The organism is Dickeya sp. MK7 (assembly GCF_000406305.1).
Lineage (GTDB): Bacteria > Pseudomonadota > Gammaproteobacteria > Enterobacterales > Enterobacteriaceae > Dickeya > Dickeya fangzhongdai.
Window position 1 is genome coordinate 3,420,498 of sequence record NZ_CM001984.1, and the last position, 22,776, is coordinate 3,443,273.

20 protein-coding genes are annotated in these 22,776 nt (G+C 58.2%); 5 read left to right on the forward strand and 15 right to left on the reverse strand.

Translation table 11 applies throughout. From position 1 onward, the window contains the following. Positions 1 to 101: 101 nt before the first annotated feature. The 4 genes from DXXMK7_RS14695 to DXXMK7_RS14710 all read right to left on the reverse strand — a co-directional run bounded on the left by DXXMK7_RS14695 (position 102) and on the right by DXXMK7_RS14710 (position 4,863). Entirely contained in the window at positions 102 to 1,301 is a 1,200-nt protein-coding gene (locus DXXMK7_RS14695; protein ID WP_038919745.1) for an arabinogalactan endo-beta-1,4-galactanase, read from the reverse strand. Between the two features lie 5 nt (positions 1,302 to 1,306). Next, entirely contained in the window at positions 1,307 to 2,218 is a 912-nt protein-coding gene (locus DXXMK7_RS14700; protein WP_231348809.1) for a sugar ABC transporter permease, read from the reverse strand. Positions 2,219 to 2,228: 10 nt separating this feature from the next. Beyond that, positions 2,229 to 3,536, reverse strand: coding sequence for a carbohydrate ABC transporter permease (locus DXXMK7_RS14705; protein ID WP_038919747.1), 1,308 nt, complete (start codon positions 3,534 to 3,536; stop codon positions 2,229 to 2,231). Between the two features lie 73 nt (positions 3,537 to 3,609). Next, complete coding sequence (locus DXXMK7_RS14710; RefSeq protein WP_038667165.1) at positions 3,610 to 4,863, reverse strand: extracellular solute-binding protein; 1,254 nt, start codon at positions 4,861 to 4,863, stop codon at positions 3,610 to 3,612. 356 nt (positions 4,864 to 5,219) lie between these two features. On the opposite strand from DXXMK7_RS14710, the gene DXXMK7_RS14715 reads away from it, so the two are divergent. Both DXXMK7_RS14715 and DXXMK7_RS14720 read left to right on the forward strand, forming a co-directional pair. After that, the gene (locus DXXMK7_RS14715; protein ID WP_038919748.1) at positions 5,220 to 6,329 is read left to right on the forward strand and encodes an ABC transporter ATP-binding protein; all 1,110 of its coding nucleotides are present in this window, start codon (positions 5,220 to 5,222) and stop codon (positions 6,327 to 6,329) included. Between the two features lie 485 nt (positions 6,330 to 6,814). Further along, complete coding sequence (locus DXXMK7_RS14720) at positions 6,815 to 7,918, forward strand: M20 peptidase aminoacylase family protein (RefSeq protein ID WP_038919749.1); 1,104 nt, start codon at positions 6,815 to 6,817, stop codon at positions 7,916 to 7,918. Between the two features lie 53 nt (positions 7,919 to 7,971). Here the strand turns inward: DXXMK7_RS14720 and DXXMK7_RS14725 are convergent, their stop codons facing one another. Then, positions 7,972 to 8,307 carry a hypothetical protein gene (locus DXXMK7_RS14725; protein WP_225622596.1) on the reverse strand — a complete coding sequence of 112 codons (336 nt, stop codon included), beginning with the start codon at positions 8,305 to 8,307 and terminating at the stop codon, positions 7,972 to 7,974. 747 nt (positions 8,308 to 9,054) lie between these two features. On the opposite strand from DXXMK7_RS14725, the gene pelI reads away from it, so the two are divergent. Further along, positions 9,055 to 10,089 (forward strand): pectate lyase PelI, encoded by a 1,035-nt coding sequence (pelI, locus tag DXXMK7_RS14730; protein WP_038667135.1) that lies wholly within the window; start codon positions 9,055 to 9,057, stop codon positions 10,087 to 10,089. Between the two features lie 102 nt (positions 10,090 to 10,191). Here pelI and DXXMK7_RS14735 read toward each other — a convergent pair whose 3' ends face one another. Further along, positions 10,192 to 11,280, reverse strand: a complete 1,089-nt coding sequence (locus tag DXXMK7_RS14735) for an iron-containing alcohol dehydrogenase family protein (RefSeq protein ID WP_082170919.1) — start codon at positions 11,278 to 11,280, stop codon at positions 10,192 to 10,194. 445 nt (positions 11,281 to 11,725) lie between these two features. Here DXXMK7_RS14735 and DXXMK7_RS14740 point away from each other — a divergent pair, with 445 nt between their 5' ends. Then, positions 11,726 to 12,202 carry a GNAT family N-acetyltransferase gene (locus DXXMK7_RS14740; RefSeq protein ID WP_038919751.1) on the forward strand — a complete coding sequence of 159 codons (477 nt, stop codon included), beginning with the start codon at positions 11,726 to 11,728 and terminating at the stop codon, positions 12,200 to 12,202. A gap of 71 nt (positions 12,203 to 12,273) precedes the next feature. Here DXXMK7_RS14740 and hutU read toward each other — a convergent pair whose 3' ends face one another. The 8 genes from hutU to DXXMK7_RS23130 all read right to left on the reverse strand — a co-directional run bounded on the left by hutU (position 12,274) and on the right by DXXMK7_RS23130 (position 20,537). Next, on the reverse strand, positions 12,274 to 13,974 hold the full coding sequence (gene hutU / locus DXXMK7_RS14745; RefSeq protein WP_038919752.1) for a urocanate hydratase: 1,701 nt from the start codon (positions 13,972 to 13,974) through the stop codon (positions 12,274 to 12,276). 13 nt (positions 13,975 to 13,987) lie between these two features. Beyond that, complete coding sequence (hutH, locus tag DXXMK7_RS14750; RefSeq protein ID WP_038919753.1) at positions 13,988 to 15,544, reverse strand: histidine ammonia-lyase; 1,557 nt, start codon at positions 15,542 to 15,544, stop codon at positions 13,988 to 13,990. A 109-nt stretch (positions 15,545 to 15,653) separates the two neighbouring features. Further along, positions 15,654 to 16,439, reverse strand: a complete 786-nt coding sequence (locus DXXMK7_RS14755; RefSeq protein WP_038919754.1) for an ABC transporter ATP-binding protein — start codon at positions 16,437 to 16,439, stop codon at positions 15,654 to 15,656. Next, complete coding sequence (locus DXXMK7_RS14760; RefSeq protein WP_038667114.1) at positions 16,436 to 17,287, reverse strand: ABC transporter permease; 852 nt, start codon at positions 17,285 to 17,287, stop codon at positions 16,436 to 16,438. The genes DXXMK7_RS14755 and DXXMK7_RS14760 overlap by 4 nt, the downstream gene beginning before the upstream one ends. Before the next feature lie 18 nt (positions 17,288 to 17,305). Then, a complete protein-coding gene (locus tag DXXMK7_RS14765; RefSeq protein WP_049842569.1) occupies positions 17,306 to 18,268 on the reverse strand; it encodes an ABC transporter substrate-binding protein in 963 nt (320 codons plus the stop codon). Between the two features lie 648 nt (positions 18,269 to 18,916). Continuing rightward, positions 18,917 to 19,681 (reverse strand): YkgJ family cysteine cluster protein, encoded by a 765-nt coding sequence (locus DXXMK7_RS14770; RefSeq protein ID WP_038919756.1) that lies wholly within the window; start codon positions 19,679 to 19,681, stop codon positions 18,917 to 18,919. A gap of 359 nt (positions 19,682 to 20,040) precedes the next feature. Continuing rightward, positions 20,041 to 20,241: a hypothetical protein gene (locus tag DXXMK7_RS23125; RefSeq protein WP_049842568.1), complete on the reverse strand. Its 201-nt coding sequence runs from the start codon at positions 20,239 to 20,241 to the stop codon at positions 20,041 to 20,043. An 83-nt stretch (positions 20,242 to 20,324) separates the two neighbouring features. Beyond that, the gene (locus DXXMK7_RS23130) at positions 20,325 to 20,537 is read right to left on the reverse strand and encodes a hypothetical protein (protein ID WP_049842567.1); all 213 of its coding nucleotides are present in this window, start codon (positions 20,535 to 20,537) and stop codon (positions 20,325 to 20,327) included. Between the two features lie 225 nt (positions 20,538 to 20,762). Between DXXMK7_RS23130 and hutC the strand changes: the two genes are divergently transcribed. After that, the gene (gene hutC, locus DXXMK7_RS14780) at positions 20,763 to 21,512 is read left to right on the forward strand and encodes a histidine utilization repressor (protein ID WP_038919757.1); all 750 of its coding nucleotides are present in this window, start codon (positions 20,763 to 20,765) and stop codon (positions 21,510 to 21,512) included. Positions 21,513 to 21,846: 334 nt separating this feature from the next. Here hutC and DXXMK7_RS14785 read toward each other — a convergent pair. Beyond that, positions 21,847 to 22,776: aconitase family protein (locus DXXMK7_RS14785; RefSeq protein WP_038921070.1), on the reverse strand; the 930-nt coding region annotated here is incomplete at its 5' end.

Here is a 22,776-nt window from a genome sequence, read left to right on the forward strand (position 1 = left end):
GGGCCGCCAACGCGCCTGCACGTGAAATATGACGGGGCATACCCAAAATAATTCGAATTGCAATAAAGCCAACGTACTTGCAACTGAAGTATGCCGGGTATTTACTTAAAGACTTTTATCGAAGGCAGCACCTCCCCCTGACAATTAAATAACGCCTGATTTTCACGGGCGTTGCCCAATTTCCAGTGGTCGTTGATGTAATTCATACCGGCTTCGGTGGCCCAGGTATTTCCCGGCGGCGTTATCCAGGTCGGTTCCCAATAGAACACGCCTTTACCGTGCTTTTTCGGTACGTCAATCACGCTTTGCATCAGGTCGCGGATGAAATCGGCCTGCCCTTGTACGGTGGCCGGGTAACCGCCCGCCGTCGCTTCCTTTTCGCTAAAGCTGTTTTCGGCGTTATCGCAGTTAGCCAGGGTGTAACCGTAGGCGGCCTCAACCACGATGACGTCCTTGTTGTAGCGCTGGCTGATGTCGTCCATGTTGGCTTTTAACGCGCTGATCGGGCCGTTCCAGTAGGTGTACATCGACAGGCCGATCACATCGAACGGTACGCCGCGCTTGGTGATTTCATCAAACCACCAGCGGAAGGTGTCGTTCTTGGTGCCTTCCGCCAGATGAAGCATGATTTTGACCTGCCCCGGCGAGCTGATGTTTTCACGCAGGCCGGCGATCGCGGCGTTCAGCAGGCCGGCCAGCCGGTCGAATTCGCCGCCGCCCTGCCCCCAGCTTTTGCCTTCCGGCCACAGGATGCCGCCGTTAGCCTCATTGCCGATCTGCACCATATCCGGCAGCACCCCTTCCTTCTTGAAACGGGCGATGGTGTCGCGGGTATAGTCATGAATGGCGACTTTCAGTTGATCGTACGACAGGCTGGCCCAGGCTTTCGGCTTGAACTGCTTGCCGGGGTCGGTCCAGAAGTCGCTGTAGTGGAAATCCAGCAACAGCTTCATACCCTGCGCTTTGGCGCGTTTGGCCAGCGTCAATGTGGTCGCCAGATCGTTATCGCCGCCGCCGTAAGGACGCCCGGCGGCATCGCGGGGGTCAACCCACAAACGCAGCCGGATGTAGTTAACGCCATTCTTTTTCAGCAGCGCTACCGGGTCGACGCGCACGTGGTTTTCGTCATAAAACACGCCGCCCTGACGCTCCACTTCCAGCAACGTGGAGATATCCGCGCCCTTGATAAAATCGGCCGGGGCATTGCGCAGCGGTTTAATAACGACAGACTCCGCCGCCATGAGCGGCATCGCGCCCAGCGACAGGGAAACAGCCAGTAATGCGGGTATCATCTTTTTCATCGCGATTATCCTTTGGTACTGCCTGAGGTAAGGCCGGAGACAAAATATTTTTGCAGCATCAGGTAAAGCAACGCGACCGGCACGGCAATCAGCACCGCGCCGGCGGCGTAGGTGGTGTAACTGGCTCCCATTTTCTGCGCCACCAGGTTGTATAAACCGATAGGCAGGGTGTACTTATCCGGGGTGCGCAGGATGGTGCTGGACAGGATGAAATCCCCCAGCGGACCGGTGAAGGAAAACAGCGCCACCACGGCGATGATCGGCTTGGACAAGGGAATAATGATCTCGATGAAAATACGGAAATTGCCCGCCCCGTCCATGCGCGCCGATTCGTCAAGCTCGCGGGGAATCGCGTCCAGATAGCCCTTCATCAAATAGGTGTTCATCGGGATCATGCCGGCGACATAAATCAGCACCAGCGCCAGATGGCTGTTGATCAACCCCAGCAGCTGCGACAGCACAAAAATGGCGATCAGCGCGGAGAACTGCGGGATCATCTGCAACAGCAAAAACAGCATCAGGCCGTTTTGCCGTCCTTTGAAACGGAAACGCGAAAACGCGTAGGCGGTGAAACTGACGCTTACCAGCGTCAGCACCATGGTCAGGAAGCTGATTTTCATCGAGTTCCAGTACCAGGTCAGGTAATTGACCTGACCGTTGAACAGCTCCTCGTAATGCTGAAAGGACGGATTTTCCGGAATAATCGAGGTGCTCAACAGGCTGTTGCCGGCATTGAGCGACGCCCCGACCGTCCACACCAGCGGATAAATGATCACCACCGACACCGCGATAATCACCAGCCAGGACAGCGCAAGCCGAAGGGCTTTCTCGCGTTTGATACTTTTATGATGCACGCCCTGACGTTCGGCGCTCTGACGATGAATATCCTGACGGTTGATGCCTTGAGTCGTCGCCATCATTCTCCCCTTATGCCATCTCATCGTTCTTGAATGACCGGGTCGCCCGGAATTGCCACAGCGCCAGCCCGACCACGAAAATCGACAGCAGGATGGTGATGGTGGCGGCAATCGCATACTGGGACGACGACATCGTCAGTTTGTAAATCCAGGACACCAGAATGTCGGTGCCCCCGGCATTGGAACCGGCGACGGCGGGTCCGCCGTTGTTGAACAGATAGATGATGTTGAAATTGTTAAAATTGAAGGTGTACTGGGTGATGATGATCGGCGCGATGGAGTACAGCACCAGCGGCAACGTAATGGTGCGCAGTTGCGTCCAGCGGCTGGCGCCGTCCATCGTGGCCGCTTCGTACAGATCGTCCGGAATGGCCTGCAACACACCGGTGGTCATGGCGAACACAAACGGGAATCCGAGCCAGGTCTGCATCATGATCAACGCCGTTTTGGTCCAGAACGGATCGGTCAGCCAGGCTTTCGGGCTGATGCCCACAGACGCCAGAATGGCATTATTGATGACGCCGAACGAATCGTTGAACATGCCGGCGAACACCAGAATGGTGACGAACCCCGGCACCGCCCACGGCAGAATGAAAATCGTGCGGATCAGCGGCTTAAAGCGCAGATCTTTCTGGTTAACCAAAATCGCCAGCAACACCCCCACCGTACACTGCAACGTGGTCGCCAGCAGCGTCCAGACCACCGTCCATTGCAACACGTCCAGAAAGGTCGAGCGCCAGATGCTGAGGGTAAAAATGCTGACGAAGTTCTTCATCCCGACCCACTCCACCAGTTTGGCGGGCGGCGTGTGGTACAGGTTGTAATTGGTAAACGCGATGGCGAAACCGAACAGGATCGGGAAAATCACCACGAACACCAGCAGAATGAAGCCCGGGGTAATCATCAGGTAAGGAAAGCCTTCGCTCAGCAGCAGGCGGTACTGCTGCCGCACGCTGTTCAGCGCCAGTCCGTCATCCCGCCGTTTGCCATTACGCCAGGCATCGTTTATCGACAAGGCGTAGATCAGCACGCCAAAGGCGATAATCAGCAGGCTGATGATCCCTTCCGCCAGCAGGAAGATAGAGTTGTCGCGCGGCACCTCTTCCCCCAGGGTGTACACGCCCCACAGGCCGGTACGCAGAAAGTCATGAAACACCCCCAGATAGCTGCCGAGCAGCACCAGAAAAATCATGCCCTTCGCCCACTGGCGATGATAAAACTGCCCGCCGCCGGGCAGCACCGCGCACAACGCCGCTACCCAGGCGTGGTGGCGGGTGCGCTTTTCCCCGGACAGGGGTTCGCCGGAACTGATAATCACACGCTGCTCCTTCTAGTCGCGGGAGGTCGCCCTCCCGCTCGGTGTGGCCTACTGCGTTAACGGATGACGGTTATTACTGATTGCTGGCCTGCATCGCCTCGACCTGCATCTTGATTTGCTTCACGGCGTTATCGAGCGCCGCTTTCGGCTCCTGTTTGCCGGTCATGCTCAGCTCCAGCGCCGCGTTGGCCGGCCCCCAGACTTCGCCCATTTCCGGAATGCCCGGCATCGGCACGGCTCTGGCGGCCTGGATGGCGACCGCGCTGGCTTTCTCGTCGTTTTTAATCAGCGGATCGTCAATCATGCTTTTTTGCGGCGGGATCTCGCCGGTGCGTTGATAGCGGACCTTCACGTAGCGCGGCTGGTTGATGAATTCGATAAACCGTTGCGCCAGCGCGTTGTCCTTACTCCAGGTCGAGACTACATACCCTTTCACGCCCAGGAACGAGCTCATCGGTTTGCCGTCCGGCAGCAGCGGCAGCGGCGCCACGCCGTAGTGAATGCCGGCGGCTTCATAGGGCTGGAACGCCCAGGGGCCGTTGATAACCGCCGCCGCTTTTTTCTCGGTGAACAGTGAATCGATGGCGTTCAGCCCGTTATCGCCAATGATCCCCGCCGGAAACAGCTTATCGGCGTAAAACTTACGCAGCAGCGTCACCGCGTCCACCGCGCCCGGCGTGTTCAGGCCGATATCCAACGGGTTGAGACCGCCTTTGTCATTTTTGCCGAAGCCTTTGTCATTTTTGCCGAAAATGTAGCCGCCCATCGGCCCGATCGCGCCCCAGCTGTAGTAGATCTGATCGAACTTCGCCAGCAGCCCGAACTTATTCTGCGCCTGCTGCTGCCGGGAAAAGTCATACCACTCCTGCAAGCTGGCCAGCGGTTTGCTCACCTGCTCCTTGTTGTAAATCAGCACCAGGGTTTCCACCGCTTTCGGCAGGCCGTACACCTGGTTGTTCATGCGAAATGCCGCCATCGACGCATCGGTGAAGCTGTCTTGCGCCGCCTGATCGAGTTTCAGCGGCGCAATCAGCCCCTGCACCACCGCGCCGCCCAGTTGATCGTTGGGGATCACCAGCACATCGGGGCCGATGCCCGCCGGGCCGTCCAGCCGCAGTTTTTCCAGCTGCTGGGCATACGGCATTTCCTGCAGGTTCACTTTGACGTTGTACTGTTTTTCGAAATCCCCGATGGCGTCCTTGATGCCATCCGATTTCCGGATATCTTCCCAAACGGTCAGCTGCTGCGCGGCATGTACCGGAAAGGCCGCCAGCTGGCCGGCAGCGGTGGCGGAGAGCAGTAGGGCGGTAAGCGTTTTGGTTTTCATTATCGACCTCATGTGAAGGTATAACATTTTTAAGCAAAAAACCTGGCACTTCGCATTAACAAAAGCATCGTGGCTGATTTTATAGGGCTTTAAACACCCGGTTTTTCACCAGCGATGATGTTATACGCTACGCTACCAGTGGGGATATGACGACAGGAAAGTGACTATTGTGTGATCACAATTGCAGAAATGAAACATGCCGATAGGGCGCTAAAAACAAGGTGGTTATAGTCATCTCAACGTAAAAGCGCCGTCAGGCTGATCCAAAATTTTGTTATACGTAGTACATACACTTATCAGCACTACCCGGCCCGCCCCTGCGGTCACCGTATTGATAACCCGTTGAGGAAAAACGGATGTCCAGCATATGCTTAAAAAATGTCACCAAACGCTTTGGCAAAACGGAAACGCTGCACAATATCAATCTGGATATTCAGGCGGGTGAATTCGCGGTGTTTGTCGGGCCTTCCGGCTGCGGCAAGTCTACGTTGCTGCGGATGATCGCCGGTTTGGAAGAGATTAGCGATGGCAAAATTCTGATTGATGACGAAGTGATGAATGACGTCGCGCCGGCCCACCGCGGCGTGGCGATGGTGTTTCAGTCCTACGCGCTCTACCCGCACATGACGGTGGCGGAAAACATGGGCTACGGGCTGAAGGTCAACAAGGTGCCGAAGGCGGAGATTCGCCATCAGGTCGAAATGGTCGCCAAAACCTTGCAGTTGTCCCACCTGCTGGACCGCAAGCCTAAACAACTGTCCGGCGGCCAGCGCCAGCGCGTCGCCATCGGTCGCGCCATCGTGCGCAACCCGAAAGTGTTCATGTTCGATGAACCGCTCTCCAACCTCGACGCCGAACTGCGGGTCGACATGCGCCTGCACATCGCCAAGCTGCATCAGGAGCTGAAAACCACTATGGTGTATGTCACCCACGACCAGGTGGAGGCGATGACGCTGGCCGACAAAATCGTGGTGATGAACAACGGCAAGGTGGAGCAGACCGGCTCGCCGATGGCGCTGTACTACAACCCGGTCAATCGCTTCGTCGCCGGTTTTATCGGCTCGCCCAAAATGAATTTCCTGCCCGCGACCGTCGTCGCCTGGCAGCCGCATCAGTTGACCGTGACGCTGACGGCGGATAAAACGCTGACGCTGGATATTGAGACTACGCCGCTACAGCCCGGCGACGCCGTCACGCTGGGAATTCGCCCCGAGCACCTTGGCATTCAGCCATCGCATCAGGCCACGCTGGCCTTTCAGTGCGAAGTAGTGGAACGGCTGGGCAACAACACCTACCTGTTCGGCCAGTGCTACGGCCACGATGGCGTCAAAATCCTGCTGCCCGGCGACGTGCAGTTCCGCCCCTGGCAGGCGATTACCGTCGGTTTCGACGCCGTTCACTGTCTGGTGTTCGACGCCGAGGGTCTGCGCATCAACGCCGACGCCGCCGTTCCCGGCATACACTGACGTCATCGCCACCGCTACCAGCGTCACTGCGCGGAACGGCATCAAACCGATGCCCGCTACGCCGCGCAGCTGACCTTGCCACCCTACCCCGCCATCGCCTTCTCATCCCGCGGCGGAGATGGATAACTCGCGCCGTCAGACCAATCAACGCCTATCCCAACAGGCACCTGTCAGGTGCAGGCAATGCCCGCGTTCGGTGAGGATAGACGCCCTGATGGGGCATCGCGTTACCTTGTGGCGAAAGGGGGTTTATCATGCCGGCAACGCACGGTGAATAACTCGCGTCGCTAAGTGGGAATCGCGCGCCAGACCGTGTTCCTTATCTCCTATTGTTCCTATTTATCTGGCATCGCGTTCATCGCACATCGCTTTCATCTGGCATAACTCTTGCTGGATGACTCCTGCTGGATGGCTCTTACTGTTGATATCGACCGCGGAATACACGCGGTCTGACCATCATTTTGACGAACACCAAGAGGGACGTTATGTCCAACGTATTCGATCACTATCGTTACCTGCATACCATTCCGGAACTGGGATTCCAGGAATTCAAGACCTCCGATTATCTGGCCGCGCAGCTGGAAGCAGCGGGCTACCGTCTCACCCGCGGCGTCAACGGCACCACCGGCATCGTGGCGGAACTGAACAGCGGCGTGCCCGGCCCGGTGCTGGCGTTGCGCGCCGATATGGATGCATTGGGTCACATCATTGACGGTGAGTTTTGCGCCCGCCACACCTGCGGACACGACGCCCACTCGTCGGTGGTGCTGACCGCCGCTCAGGAACTGATGCGCGATGGCGTGGTGAAAAAAGGACGGCTGAAGATCCTGTTTCAGCCCGCCGAAGAGCTGGGTACCGGCGCCATCGCCATGGTGGAAGGCGGCGCCATCGACGACGTGGACATGATCCTCGGCTTTCACCTGCGCCCGGTGGAAGAGTGCCTGCTGGGCGAGGCGATACCAGCGATGCACTATTCCGCCAGCAGCACGCTGGAAGTCACCTTTCACGGCCAACCGGCGCACGGCGCGCGGCCGCATCTGGGCGTGAACGCGCTGGAAGCCGCCGCCAACGCCGTCATGGCGGTGAAGGCGGTTCCGCTGGCGCCGCACCTGACCTGGAGCGCCAAGGCTACCCGTTTTCTGTGCGACGCCGGCGTGACCAACTCCATTCCTGATAACGCCACGGTATGCTGGGACCTGCGTTCGTCGCGGAATGACGCGATGGACGAGCTGAAAGCAAAAGTGATCCGCGCCATTGAGTACAGCGCGGCGGCTTACGGCGCAACGGCCGAGATCAAACTGCTAAAAGAGATTCCGGCGGCGGATATTCATGACGACGCCACCGCGCTGATCAGCGCGGCGATCGTGGATGTGCTGGGCGAAGCCGGTCTGACCGCGCCCAAAAGCACCGCAGGCGGAGAAGACTTCTTCTTCTATCCGCGCCTCAAGCCACAGATTAAAGCTGGCTTCTGGGGGCTGGGCACCAATCTCAAACCGGGGCTGCACCATCCGGACATGCATTTTGAATTATCGTCGCTGGAAACCGGCGTGCAGGTATTCAAACGCTGCGTGGAAAAGATGCTGGGATAATATCAGGGCATCCCCGGCAATACGCAGGGGATGCTTATCAGGAAAGGCACGAATTATTTAACCAGCGTCCACGAACCGTCTTCCCGAATAAAAGTAAAATTGACGATCTCTTTTTTGTTTCCAACCAGTGGCAATGACATATCCAAATCGACATTGCATTGATAGCCTTTATTTTCACTTCTGATGCAATTCAGCTTTTTTAACGAATTGATTTTAAGCACCATCTCATCATTAAAAAGCGTGCCGACTTTTTTTTTAATTTCCTGATTAGTTTGAGCCACCATATCGTCAACCGCGTGCCGAATATCCTGCTCGGTCGGTTCGCTGCCGCCACATCCCGATAACACGACGGCAATCAACGCACAGAAAGCGGCTTTATTTATCATCATCACAGACATCCCTATTAAAACGTGCATAAACCCGTCATACTTCAAGTTGCAGGTACGTTGGCTGCGTTACTCTGCCCATTTCCTGGGCCTCGCCCTAAAGGGCCAACGCGTTGCGTTGTTCAAAACGCAGCGCGTTTTGTCCTGCAACTCGAATATTTAGGGCATAACCCCTATAAATGCCTATTCAGCGGCAAAGCGGCATATCTGAATATACCTGTCGTTTTTCGCGTTGCAGACACGTTGCCATCCTTTGCTTCCGGCATGGCCGCACGTATGCCGCCAGGGTTTCTTTCATCCGGCGACTGGCCTCCGCCTGTCGACGTAATAACCGCCGCCTGCCAGCCAGATCATCAAAAATAAACAAATTATTCACATTACGATTACCGCTGAATAAACTGCACGACGGTATTATCATAAAGCCGACCAAACACATAGTCATTCTCTTCCCAGCTCTTGCAATGGAGCAAAAATCAATCAGACAACTATAAAAAATGGATCCCTATCACATTCATTTTTACAATATTGCGAATGTTTCATAAATAAAAATGACATAAATCTCTTTTCAAAATTAGAAAATAAAATAGATGATATTCACATCAGGTTAATTTTCAAAACAGCGGTTTATTTTTCTCGCCCTTTTTATTTTTTGCTCTATAGTAATCACGATACATTCAGGAAGTACCCGCTTTTATTTCTTTCTCTCAACTGAATGAGAGTCAATACCTGTGGGATTTACAAGGAGATTGTATGTTTAAGTATGTAATACCTCTGTGTGCACTCACTCTGGCGGCACCGTCATTCGCCGCCCAAACCACACTGATGCTGTCCCAGAAAAGCGATGTTAATTATCTGGGCTGGTCTACCGACGAAAGTAAAGTGGCGCGTCAGGAAGTTTATCGCGGCACCACCAGCAATCCTGACCTGCGTGAACGTATCGCCGTACTGGACGCGGAAACCCGTACCTTTAAAGATGCCGACACCAATAGCGGCCTCAACTACTGGTACTGGGTGGACGTAGTAAGCGAAGATCAGGCTCAGATCGAATCAAATGCCGTCACCACCGCGCCGAACACCGGCCCGCTGCGCGCAGCGAAAGCCAGTTCCGAGTGTAAGCCGGGCGCCACATTCGAAAACCGCACGGTGGATTGCGGCGGCGTGACCATCGGCACCTCCTGCCCGAATGACAGCGATAAACAAAAACCGCTGATCATTCTGAAAAACGCCACGGTGAAAAACCTGCGTATTTCCGCCTCCGGCGGCGCGGACGGCATTCACTGCGACAGCGGCAACTGCACCATTGAAAACGTGATCTGGGAAGACATCTGCGAAGATGCCGCAACCAATAACGGCAAAACCATGACCATCGTCGGCGGGATCGCGCATAACGCCAAAAATGGTTACGGCGGCAAGCCGGACAAAGTGCTGCAGCACAATTCCAAAAACAGCACCACGGTGGTGAAAGGCAACTTCACCCTGACCGGTGAACACGGGAAATTGTGGCGTTCCTGCGGCGACTGCTCCAACAACGGCGGCCCGCGTTTCCTGACCGTTACCAGCGCTACCGTTAACGGCACCATTGACAGCATCGCCGGCGTTAACCGCAACTACGGTGACGTGGCAACCATCAGTGGTCTGAAAATCAAAGACTACAAAGAAGGCAAACCGCCAGTCTGCGAAGAGTTCAAAGGCGTGGTGAAAGGCCAGGGAACATCAGAGAAGTACGGTGAAAAATGGGACACCGCCAACTGTAAGGTTAGCCGTTCAGGCGTCAGCAAACTCTGACAGGGTCGTCTGACCGGTTGAAACACAACACGGGCTTCCTGGCGTATCAACCAGACAAGACCGGGCTACCCGCCCGGTCTTTTTTATTGTCAGTGACCGAGGTCACTCCGCTACACGGGCCGCCAGCGCCTCTACCCGGCGTATCGCCTGACGCACCTGCTGCTCCGTCACAGTAAACGGCATCGTTGCCATATCCGGCGCATCAACCGATGCGCGAACGATCGCCGTCAGTTCCTCCTCCGACAAATCCGGGCAGATCGCCGCCAGCGTCAACGGCACCGCACAGGCCTGAGCCAGCCGAATCGCCGCCAGCAGTTCTTCATCGCTGCGCTGCTCCAGCGCCAGCAGGCACAGATTGCCGAAGCCGACCAGCAGGCCGTGGCCGAATTCGCGGGTCTTGTCGCAGACGGTAAACCCTTCGTACAACGCATGGGCCGCCGCCGCGTGCGCGCCGCTGGCCATCAGCGAGGTCAGCCCGGCGAACAGGAAGATAGCGTCCAGCACCTGATCGAGCGCGTCGTTGTGCTGCCCGGCCGTCACGGCGCGGCAGGCTTCCTCGCCGTACTGTTCGATCAACCGAAAGCAGATTTCACTGTTGGCGCGCGACGACGCGGCAAAACCGCTGTCGTTGCCGCCGTTATCGATAGCGCGAAACTCATACCACTTCGCCAACGTATCCCCCAGCCCGGCGGCCAGCCAGCGCAGCGGCGCCCGCGCCAGCAGCGCACTGTCGATCACTACCGCCGCCGGCGCTACCGGCAGGTGGTGCAAATCGTGGAAATGACCGTCGTCGTGGTAACGAACCGACAGCGGCGTCACGGCGGCGCAGGTCGCGGCAATCGTCGGCAACGTCACCACCGGAATACCGCACTGGAACGCCACCGCTTTACCGGTGTCCAGCGCCTTGCCGCCGCCTACCGCCAGCAACACATCGCTGTCGGTTTCGCGCACCCGCGCGCACAGCCGCTCAATCTGACTGACGCTGCACTGCTCGCCAGACCACTCCACCGCGGTCAGCGTCACCCCAGACTGCCGCAGTTGTTCGATAATCAGAGTCTGCGCCGCCGCCAGCGCCTGATGCCCTCCCGCGACCAACACCCGACTCCCGAGACGGGCGCAAATCCCGCCCAACTGTTGACTGACTCCGGCGCCACGCAACACCGTGGCCGGAAAGAAAACCTGCTGCATTATGATAATTCCTGCCTGCTGTCGTTATATACCCTAAATAATTCGAGTTGCAGGAAGACGGCAACCGAGTGAATCCCCAGGAGCTTACTCAAGTAAGTGACTGGGGTGAGCGACAACTCTGCCGGGAGCAGAGTTGAACGCTGCTGGCAGCGGCCCCGAAGGGGCGAGGCCCAAGGATGGGCCGAGTAACGCAGCCAACGTACCTGCAACTTGAAGTATGACGGGTATAAAAAGTGTTATGAATAACAAACCATTACTACAAAACCACACACCGGGCACCATATCATTGTCTTATCCACTTTTGCCTCGGGCCGGCAGGCGCAGGCCGCCATGAACGCACAGGCTGCCCCCTTGTCGGCTTATACCCAAGCGCATCAGCACTGGCACCGCCGGGTTCAGCGCCATCGCGCCCGATAACGGCTACTGCCCATTGACCGGGAGAAAGACCATGTTTTCGATCAGAGAAATACAGCCTGCGGATAGCGAACAGGTTATCGCCTTGCATTTCGCCGGCTTGCGGGAAAGCGGCTCGCTGTCTCCTGATACGTCGCTGGACGCCGATTTGTACGCCATTGCCGAGCACTACCCTCAACACCGCGCCCGTTTTCTTGTCGCCGTCACGACGGAAGCAGAACCGGAATATGTGATTGGCATGGGGGCGATCCGCCTGCTGTCCGACTCGGTTTGTGAGATTAAACGAATGCGGGTGGCCGCCGGATTTAGACAGGGCGGCATCGCTCAGGCGATTTTGGATCAGCTATTCGCGTTTGCGCAGAGCATCGACGGCGTCCGATCAATGATTCCGGACACCGCCGAAGCGCAGACCGCCGCCCAGCGTCTTTATGAAAAAAACGGTTTCGTTCTGGATTCCCGCAAAGATATCGGCGGGATAGCGAGCCTGATCTATAAAAAAGCCCTGCGGTAGCGCGGCACGTCCGTAGTCGGTCATAGAAGGACGGTCTGCCGACCGCCCTTTTTTAGCGCCTGATTTTTACTTCACTCGTGCGGCTTCACCATCGGCAGATTCAGCTGATGCGCCGCCGCACAGGCTTCGGCGACGTCGTAACCCGCATCGGCATGGCGCATCACCCCGGTAGCCGGGTCGTTCCACAGCACCCGCGCCAGCCGGGCATCGGCCTGTTCGCTGCCGTCGCAGACGATCACCATCCCGGCGTGCTGGGAGAAGCCCATGCCGACGCCGCCGCCGTGATGCAGGCTGACCCAGGTGGCGCCGCCCGCCGTATTCAGCAGCGCGTTGAGCAGCGGCCAGTCGGACACCGCGTCCGAACCGTCCTGCATCGCTTCCGTTTCCCGGTTGGGCGAGGCCACCGAACCGCAGTCCAGGTGGTCGCGGCCGATAACGATCGGCGCTTTCAGCTCACCGTTGCGCACCATCTCGTTGAACGCCAGCCCGGCCAGATGCCGTTCTCCCAGCCCCAGCCAGCAGATGCGCGACGGCAGTCCCTGAAAAGCGATACGCTCGCGCGCCATGTCCAGCCAGCGGTGCAGATGGTGATTATCCGGAAACAGCGCCTTCAACTTCGCGTCGGTCTTGTAGATATCTTCCGGATCGCCGGACAGCGCCACCCAGCGGAACGGCCCCTTGCCTTCGCAAAACAGCGGGCGGATATAGGCCGGGACGAAACCGGGGAAATCAAAGGCGTCGCGCACGCCTTCATCAAACGCGCGCTGACGAATGTTGTTGCCGTAATCCACGGTGGGCACGCTCATGTGGCAAAAATCCAGCATCGCCTGCACATGTACCGCCATCGAGGCGCAGGCGGCTTTCATCACCCCCTCCGGGTCGCTGATGCGTTCCTGTTGCCAGCGCGCCACGCTCCAGCCCACCGGCAGATAACCGTTGAGCGGATCGTGGGCGGAAGTCTGATCGGTAACGATATCCGGTTTCATACCGCCGGCTTTGGCACGTTTTACCAGCTCCGGCAACACCTCGGCGGCGTTACCCAGCAGGCCGACGGAGATGGCTTTTTTCTGTGCACAGGCATCGGCGATCATCGCCAGCGCGTCGTCGATGCTGTCGGTCTTGTAATCCAGATAGCGGGTACGCAGCCGAAAATCGATGCGGGATTCCTGACACTCCACCGCCAGCACCGATGCTCCGGCCAGCACGCCGGCCAGCGGCTGGGCGCCGCCCATGCCGCCGAGACCGGCGGTGAGGATCCATTTGCCGCTCAGGTCGCCGTGATAATGCTGACGGCCGGCTTCGGCGAAGGTTTCATAGGTACCCTGCACGATGCCCTGCGCGCCGATGTAAATCCACGATCCGGCGGTCATCTGGCCGTACATCATCAGCCCGGCCTTATCCAGTTCATGGAAGTGTTCCCAGGTGGCCCAGTGCGGCACCAGATTCGAGTTGGCGATCAATACCCGGGGGGCGTCGGCGTGGGTGCGAAACACCCCGACCGGCTTGCCGGACTGTACCAGCAGGGTTTCATCCGCTTTCAGCTGGCGCAGGCTAGTCAGAATGGCGTCAAAGCAGGCCCAGTTGCGCGCCGCCTTGCCGATGCCGCCGTACACCACCAGATCCTCCGGGCGCTCGGCCACGTCCGGGTCGAGGTTGTTCTGGATCATGCGGTAGGCGGCTTCGATCAGCCAGTTTTCACAGTGCAGTTCAGTTCCGTGCGGCGCACGCACGACACGGGCAACAGAAGACGTAGTCGAAGAAGAGGTGGTCATGGCAAATTCCTTATCAAACGAGCGCCGGTTCGGCGGCATAACTGGGCAATAATGCGGTGATGACGGACGGCCAGCGCTCACGGCTGGCCCACTGGCGCATCAGGTCAATATCGGTCGCCATCAGGCGGTCGCGGTCCAGAAACGCGACCTGTTCACGCACCTGCGTCAGTTCGCGCTCCAGCAACGGCGAGCTTTTCAGCGGACGATGGAAATCGATGCCCTGCGCGGCGGCCATCGCTTCAATTCCCACCACGGTGGCGGTGTTAAAGCACATGCTGCCGAGACGGCGGGCGGCGTAGGTCGCCATCGATACATGGTCTTCCTGATTGGCGGAGGTGGGCAGGCTGTCCACGCTGCCGGGATGGGCCAGCGACTTGTTCTCCGACGCCAGCGCGGCGGCGGTTACCTGGGCGATCATGAAGCCGGAGTTGACGCCGCCGTCGTTAACCAGAAACGGCGGTAGCCCGGACAGCGTGCTGTCGAGCAGCAGCGCCATACGCCGTTCGGAAATCGCGCCGATCTCCGCCACCGCCAGCGCGATGATGTCGGCGGCGAACGCCACCGGTTCGGCGTGAAAATTGCCGCCGGAGATCACCTCGTCGGTTTCCGGAAACACCAGCGGATTATCCGACGCGGCGTTGGCTTCGATGCGCAACACGCGGGCAGCGTGCTGTAGATTGTCCAGACACGCGCCCATTACCTGCGGCACGCAGCGAATGGAGTACGGGTCCTGTACCCGGCCGCAGTTGACGTGCGACTGCAAAATTTCGCTGTCCGTCAGCAAGGCGCTGACCGCCGCCGCTACCGCAATCTGTCCCTGCTGGCCGCGCGCCTGATGGATGCGGGCGTCAAACGGCTTCACCGAGCCTTTGATCGCCTCCAGCGACAACGCGCCGGCCACCAGCCCGGCGGCAAACACTTTCTCGGCCTCGAACAGCCCGCGCAGCGCCAGCGCGGTGGATACCTGGGTACCGTTGAGCAGCGCCAGCCCCTCTTTCGGCCCCAGCACCAGCGGTTCGACGCCGGCCCGCGCCAGCCCGTCGGCCGCCGGGATCAGCGCGCCGTCGACCCGCGCCTGCCCTTCTCCCAACAGCAGCAGCGACAGATGCGCCAGCGGCGCCAGATCGCCGCTGGCGCCTACCGAGCCTTTCTCCGGAATGCAGGGCATCACCCCGGCGTTGAACAACGCCAGCAAGGTATCGATCACCTGCAACCGTACCCCGGAATGCCCGCGCGCCAGGCTGATGACTTTGGTCGCCATCACCAGACGCAGCACGTCATCCGGCAGCAGGTCGCCGATGCCCACGCTGTGCGACAGCACCAGATTGCGTTGCAGCTCCGCCAGCCGGTCCGCCGGAATGCGGGTCTGGGCCAGCTTGCCAAAACCGGTGTTGATGCCATAGACCACCCGGTCCTGACGGATAATGCCCTGCACCGTTTCCTGCGCCGCCGCGACCGCCGCGCGCGCCTGCGCTTCCAGCGTCAGGGTAACCTCTCCCTGATAAATGGCGCGCAGCGTGGCGAGGTCCACCGCGCCGGGCGTCAGGCAATAGCTTCGGGTTTGTGACATATATCTAATCCTGTATAGACAAGTAGAAATAAAAAAATCCGGCTGACGTATTTTCCATTATCCAGCCGGTACGCATGTCTCATCCTGCATTCCCCGGCAGACGGGCCGCTCAATGCGCCAGCGACTGCAGGGTTTCACTGCGAATCTCTTCCGTCACCCGCGCTTTTAGCGCCATAAATTCCGGCGAGGTTTTAAGGGTATAGTCTCTCGGCCAGGGAAAATCCACCGCCACTTCGGTTTTAATCCGCCCCGGCCGGGCGCTGAAAATCGCCACCTTGTTAGCCATAAAAATCGCCTCGTCGATGTCGTGGGTGACAAATAACACCGTCTTGCGCGACGACTCCCACACCGACAACAGCAGTTCCTGCATCATGACGCGGGTCTGGTTATCCAGCGCGCCGAACGGCTCGTCCATCAGCAGCACTTTCGGGTCGTTAGCCAGCGCGCGGGCAATGGCGGTGCGCTGCTGCATACCGCCGGAAAGCTGGCGCGGATAGTGGTGTTCGAATCCGTGCAGCCCCACCTGATGCAGGTAATAATCGCTGCGTTCACGCTGCTGCGCCTTGCTGATGCCGCGCTCCTGCAAACCGAAACAGATGTTCTCGCGCACCGTCAGCCACGGAAACAGGGTGTAGCTCTGGAACACCATGCCGCGATCGGCGCCGGGGCCGTCCACCAGCGCGCCGTCCAGCCACACCTCGCCGCGGGTCGGCGCGTCCAGCCCGGCGATGATGCGCAGCAAGGTCGACTTGCCGCAGCCGGACGGCCCCAAAATGGTGACGAAGTCGTTTTCATGCACCTGATAGTCGATGGGCTGCAACGCTGGGATCGCCTCCCCGTGCGGACCGGTGAACACCCGCTCCACCTGACGAATGGTCAGTTTGCTGTATTTCATCGTATGCTCCAGGCGAATAAACGGCGGTTGGCGGCCTTGAACAGGAAGTCGGACAGCAGCCCAATCACCCCGATGACGATAATGCCGAAGATGATTTGCCCGGTGTTGAGCAGCGCCTGGCTGTCGACAATCATGTGGCCGATGCCGCTCGACGCGCCGATCAGCTCGGCGACGATCACGTAGGTCCAGGCCCAACCCAGCACCAGCCGCAACAGTTCGGCGATATCCGGCGCGGCGCCGGGGATCAGCACCCGGGTGACCACGCTGCGGCTGGAACAGCCGAGCGTATAGGCGGCTTCGACCAGATCGCGGCGGGCGCTGCCGACGCTGACCGCCACCATCAGTACAATCTGGAAGAAAGAACCGATAAAAATCACCAGGATCTTCTGCATCTCGCCAATACCGGCCCACAGGATCAACAGCGGCACGAACGCCGACGCGGGCAGATAGCGGCAGAACGACACAAAAGGTTCGAAGAACGCTTCCACCAGTTTGTACGCCCCCATCAGGATGCCGAGCGGCACCCCAATCAGCGCCGCCAGCAGAAAACCGGCCACCACGCGCATCACCGTCATGCCGATGTCCTGCTGAAAGCCGTAATCGGTAAACAGCAGCACGCCTTCATGCAACATGGTCAGCGGGTCAGCCAGAAAAGTGACGGACACCGCGCCGCTGAACGTCACCAGCGACCACAGGCCGATAAACAGCACGAAGAAACCGATGCCGAGCGTCCAGCGCAGGCGCGTCGATACCGGGCGCAGCGGCACCATCAGTGGGTTGTGCACGCGTGTCGGCGCCTCCGGCAGCGCCGCAGGGGCTAACTTCGCCGCTCGGGTGAGACTGCTCATGTCCGCCTCCTTCATCGGTTATTTCACGTAGCTGGCGTCATACAGCGCGGAAATATCCGGCTTCTGGCGGATAACTTTGGCCTCCAGCAGCAATTTGGCCGCCTCCTGGCTGAAGGTGGCGATCTCGCCGCTGAAAAAGGCGCGGTTTTGTTCACGGTCCTGCCAACGCAGGTACTGAGCCGACTGAGCGAACTCCTTACCACTGGATTTCACCGCCGCGCCCATGATGTCGTAGGCGTTGTCCGGCTGGGTTTTGATCATCTCCAGCGCGTCAAAATAGCTCTCCACCAGCGCTTTCCCTACCTGCGGGTGCTGTTTCAGGAATGCGGGCGTGCAGCCGAGGGTGTCCATCACCATCGGGTAATCGAGGGTGGTAACCAGAATTTTCCCTTTGTCCGGCTGCTGGCGCACGGAGGACAGATAAGGCTCGTAACTCATGGCGGCGTCATTCTGCCCGGCGACGAACGCCTGCGCCGCCGCCTGCGGCGACAACGTCGCCACTTTTACGTCTTTCAGGCTCATGCCGTTTTTATCCAGAATCCACGCCAGCGCGAAATACGGCGAAGTGCCGGGCGCATCCACGCCGATGGTTTTGCCCTTCAGGTCGCGCACGCTGGCGATGCCGTTACGCACCGCCAGCCCGTCAGCGCCATACGATTTGTCGAGCTGGACGATCTGTTTGAGCATCACGCCGCTGGCCGCCCAGGAAACGTAGGTTTCCACCGTGGTGGCGGCGCACTGAATCGCACCGGACGCCACCGCCAGATGGCGGTCCTTCTGCGGGATCATTTTCAGATCGACTTTCAGTCCATGCTTTTGGAAAATGCCGGCCTTGTCCGCCAGCGTCAGCGGCGCGAAGCCGGTCCAGCCGGAAATGCCGATAGCCACCGGCGTTTCCTCTGCCTGCGCGGAAACGGCGGCGACCAGACAAACTGCCATCAACGAGATTTTCCAACCGGTACGACCTGATGCTGTACTCATGTTTCTGCTCCTGTCAGGAAAAGAAAAAGCGATGGACCGCAAGTGTTATAGTCTTGTCTATACAAGCAAGGGTCATGCCAGCACAGCGAAACTGGCGAACGGACGGGAAAAACAGCGGAAGCATGCGGCAGGAATGGGCATCAACCCCGGAGGAAGCACAGCAGAACGCCCTATAACGGTGCGCCCTGCCCTGTTTTCAGTCATGTTGTCTTGCAAACAGTGAATTTTGTCTGGTCAGTGAATAGTTTCGTGCGGGATAAGCGGTGTCATTTCTTTGCCGTTTCATCGCACGCACGACAAGAAGAGGCTTGTATCTTGCTCATGTCGTGATTAGCTATCACGACATGAAACAGAGTGAGCTCAGCGCCGCCTCTCCTTGACCTCAGGCTAGTGGCTAAACTGTGCCGCTGTGCGGTGCCTTCGCTGTTCGGGCCGCCAGTGACGTGGTTACTCGCCCCATCCGTGGGGCTCGCCCTTCGGGCCAGCGTAAACGCTGTTCAAAAACGTTCCCGACGTTTTTGTCCGGCACGGCACTGGCTTTCGCGACGTCCTGTCGCTCACCCGGCGAAGTCGCACACCTCAGCACAGTTTTTGACGCCGAAAAAACCTTCATTTTGCACTTATCGGGTTTGTCAGTAATCTGAGCCATCAGGCGGCGCGCAAGCCGATAAAACCATAATACTGCGACGGCCCCGTGATGGCCTGGGCGCCGGCCTGCTGTAACGACGCCAGCACATCTTCGTCGGAAACATGGAACTGCCATGCCCGGCTGACCGCCGCTTCGGCATGCTCTTCGGCGGTGAATTGCCCGGCCAGCTCCAGCGCCGATGTAAAGGCGCTCATATCCGGTAGGTAAGCCGTAAAGCCATCGCCTTTCAGCGCGCTGGTGGCGATCCCCAGCCAGTTGCAAATCGACGCCTTAATATGAACATCTTCGCGATCCGCCTGACGGGAGCGTTCGATCAGCGCCTGCGTTTCGCTGTCCACCAACCGGTCCGAGACAATCAGCGCTTCTCCCTGCAACCAGGCTTCCGGCGGGCAGTCTTTACTGGCCTGCCGCAACGGAATATGCGGGTTGATCTCCATCGGGTAAATACGGCACACCAGCGGGCGCCGATCATAAATCCGGCAGCGCAGATCCTCATCCAGATGCCGGCAGGAATCAGGGTTGTAGGCCGCAAACGTGATCGCGATAAACGCCCGGGTTTCGCCGCTGATCACGTCACAGGAGCGCGACTGGGCATGCTGGCGCTGTTCCGGCAGGATACCGATGCCATTTTGCAGAAACCCTTCGGCAAGAATAATGACTTGCCCACCGTCCAACGCCCATTCACGGGCTTCAGCCAGTGTCAGGGGTACATGATGCCCCATGCAGCATTTGCCGCATCCTACACAGGAAAACGATGTATCCATTGATGATTGACCCTTATTTAAAACCTATGCGCACAGAACAGGAAAAGAGCTGACGGAGGCCGTTTCAGTGAGCGATTGAAACCGATGAAAACGTCCTCTTCTGATGGCGACTGAAGCCACTATTCAGACTCAGAATTTCGTAAAGATAACGTCAATATAACGTTAAGGATCGATATTTTGATAAATTTACAAAATGTGGGGAGATACCGCGCAGCCCAGGTCATTACTGGCCTGAGCCGTATTCGCTGGCTCGTGAGAGGATCAGGCAATCGAATGATCGACTGCCTGTAAAATGAAAGGATGGGTAAAGCCGCGCCTACCCTAAGCGAAGATGAAAAACACCGCGCGCAAGCATGCAATTACCCTTTATTTCTGTCCTGCCCATCACTGATAAAATAGGCAAACTCGGCGGCGTGAATCCGATCTTCGGTCGCGGTCGCTATTCCTATCTTCTCCGCTGCCTGATTGTTCAGAAAAAGATGGGCGTCTTCGCTGTATAACGCCTTGTTCATCGCCTCATCGCTCAGGGTCGTACACTGGCGGTAAACATTTTTCAGCATGTCGACGTAGTAATACGCGAGCTTTTGATCGCCAGATAGGCGGCGTGCCCGCTATCCAGATCGCCGCCCGCGCTGTTGATATATCAATAGAGATCATGAGCGTTTTTGAAGCGCATATTGGCTTCGTCCAGCGCCATCGTCAGCTCGTTAATCTTTTCTTGATTGATATTTCCGTTGAAATGCATTTTTACCGCGGTGACGGCATCCGGCGCGACGCCCGGCGTGGTTACCGTTTTCAGATTTGCCATCGCGGTCGCAGGTAACACAGCCAGCAGCAAGCAGAGGCGTTTATTCATGATCTTCTTCCTCGGTGGTTATCCAGGTTATCGCACGCAATACCGTGCCAGACAGCATGTAACTTACTGTGTTACAGACCGTCTTTCCGTGGGAACGCCAAAACGTAACCGGATGTGATGACATTTTCCGTCAGCGGTTTTGTTGCCGAAGAGAACAGGTTGTCTATACAGGATTGGTCGTTGTTCGCTACACTGCGATCATCTGTTGCCTTTGAGGATGACGCCTTGACCGACCTGCAAACCGCTTCCCAACTTGCCGCCGCCATGAGTGATACCCCCGCGCCGATCTACCAGCGGGTAAAACAGGCGATTATCAGCCAGATTCGCAGCGGCGTCTGGCAGTCGCATCAGCGGGTGCCGTCGGAAAGCGAGCTGGTGAATGAACTGGGCGTCAGCCGTATGACCATCAACCGGGCGTTGCGGGAACTGACCAGCGAAGGATTTCTGGTGCGGATGCAGGGCGTGGGCACGTTTGTGGCGGAACAGAAGGCGCACACCGCGATGCTGGAAGTGCATAACATCGCCGATGAAATCGCCGCCCGCGGTCATCGTCACAGCAGCCGGGTGCTGGTGCTGGAAACCCTTAACGCCGATGGCGATCAGGCCGCGCAACTGGATATCGCCCCCGGCCAGCCGCTGTTTTACTCGCAAATCGTACATTACGAAAATGACGTACCGGTACAGCTGGAAATCCGTTACGTCAACCCGCAGGTGGCGCCGGACTATCTACAGCAGGATTTCACCCGCGATACGCCGCACAGCTACCTGAGCCGCGTCGCGCCATTGACCGCCGGCGAGCACCGGGTGGAAGCGGTCGCCGCCGAACCGCATCAGCGCGACCTGCTGGCGCTGGGCGAGCAGGAGCCCTGTCTACTGATCCGCCGCCGCACCTGGCACGGCTCGCGGGTCGTCACCGCCGCGCGTCTGTTTTATCCCGGTTCCCGCTATCAGCTATTCGGCCGTTTTGGCGGCTAGTCGCTACTCCCTGATAATTCTGACCGCTGCAACCCGCCGGTTAAAAAAACAAAAACCTGATTTTTACCATGCCGTTGCCAGCATGGTAAAAATCAGGTTCTGCAAGCAATACCACGAGCGATAAATATTATGAGCGGCAAATAGCATGATCGATAAATGGCATGATCGGCAAATAGCATGATCAATAGCCAGGAAAGCGGGCGGAATCGGCAATGTTGCATCACAAGGGGAGACAAGTTCCACATCAGTGCCAAAACCACCCGCTTTTATTCAGTAGCTATTGGTTATCGTTAACTATTTTACACCGCCGAAATGCAATGCCATGACAACGCCGTTAACGAATATAGCGGTCAATCAAATTGAAGTTCAGATAGCGGTAAGTGTCGTCCGCGGTCTTGTCCACCTGCACCATATACTGCTGGTATTCGTCCGGCGTCGGCAGACGTCCCAGCAGCGACGCCACCGCCGCCAGTTCGGCTGACGCCAGATACACATTCGCGCCCGCTCCCAGACGGTTCGGGAAGTTACGGGTCGACGTCGACACCACCGTCGCGCCATCCGCCACCCGCGCCTGGTTGCCCATGCACAGCGAACAGCCGGGGATTTCGACCCGCGCGCCGCTCTTGCCGAATACGCTGTAGTAGCCTTCTTCGGTCAGTTGCGCCGCGTCCATACGGGTCGGCGGCGCCACCCACAGCCGCGTCGGCAGCTGCCCTTTGTGCTGATCCAGCAGTTTGCCGGCGGCACGGAAGTGACCGATGTTGGTCATGCACGAGCCGATGAACACTTCGTCAATCTTGTCGCCCTGCACATCGGACAGCAGGCGCGCGTCGTCCGGATCGTTCGGCGCGCACAGGATCGGCTCTTTGATATCCGCCAGATCGATGTCGATCACCGCGGCGTATTCCGCATCGGCGTCGGCTTCCAGCAGCTGCGGGTCCGCCAGCCATTTTTCCATGCCCTGCACACGACGCTCCAGCGTACGGCGATCGCCGTAGCCTTCGGCAATCATCCACTTGAGCAGAATGATGTTGGAGTTCAGGTACTCGACGATCGGCGCCTGGTTGAGCTTGATGGTACAGCCCGCCGCGGAGCGCTCCGCCGAGGCGTCGGTCAGTTCGAACGCCTGCTCCACCTTCAGGTCCGGCAAGCCTTCGATTTCCAGAATGCGGCCGGAGAAGATGTTTTTCTTGCCCTTCTTCTCCACGGTCAGCAGGCCCTGCTTGATCGCGTAGTACGGGATCGCGTGCACCAGATCGCGCAA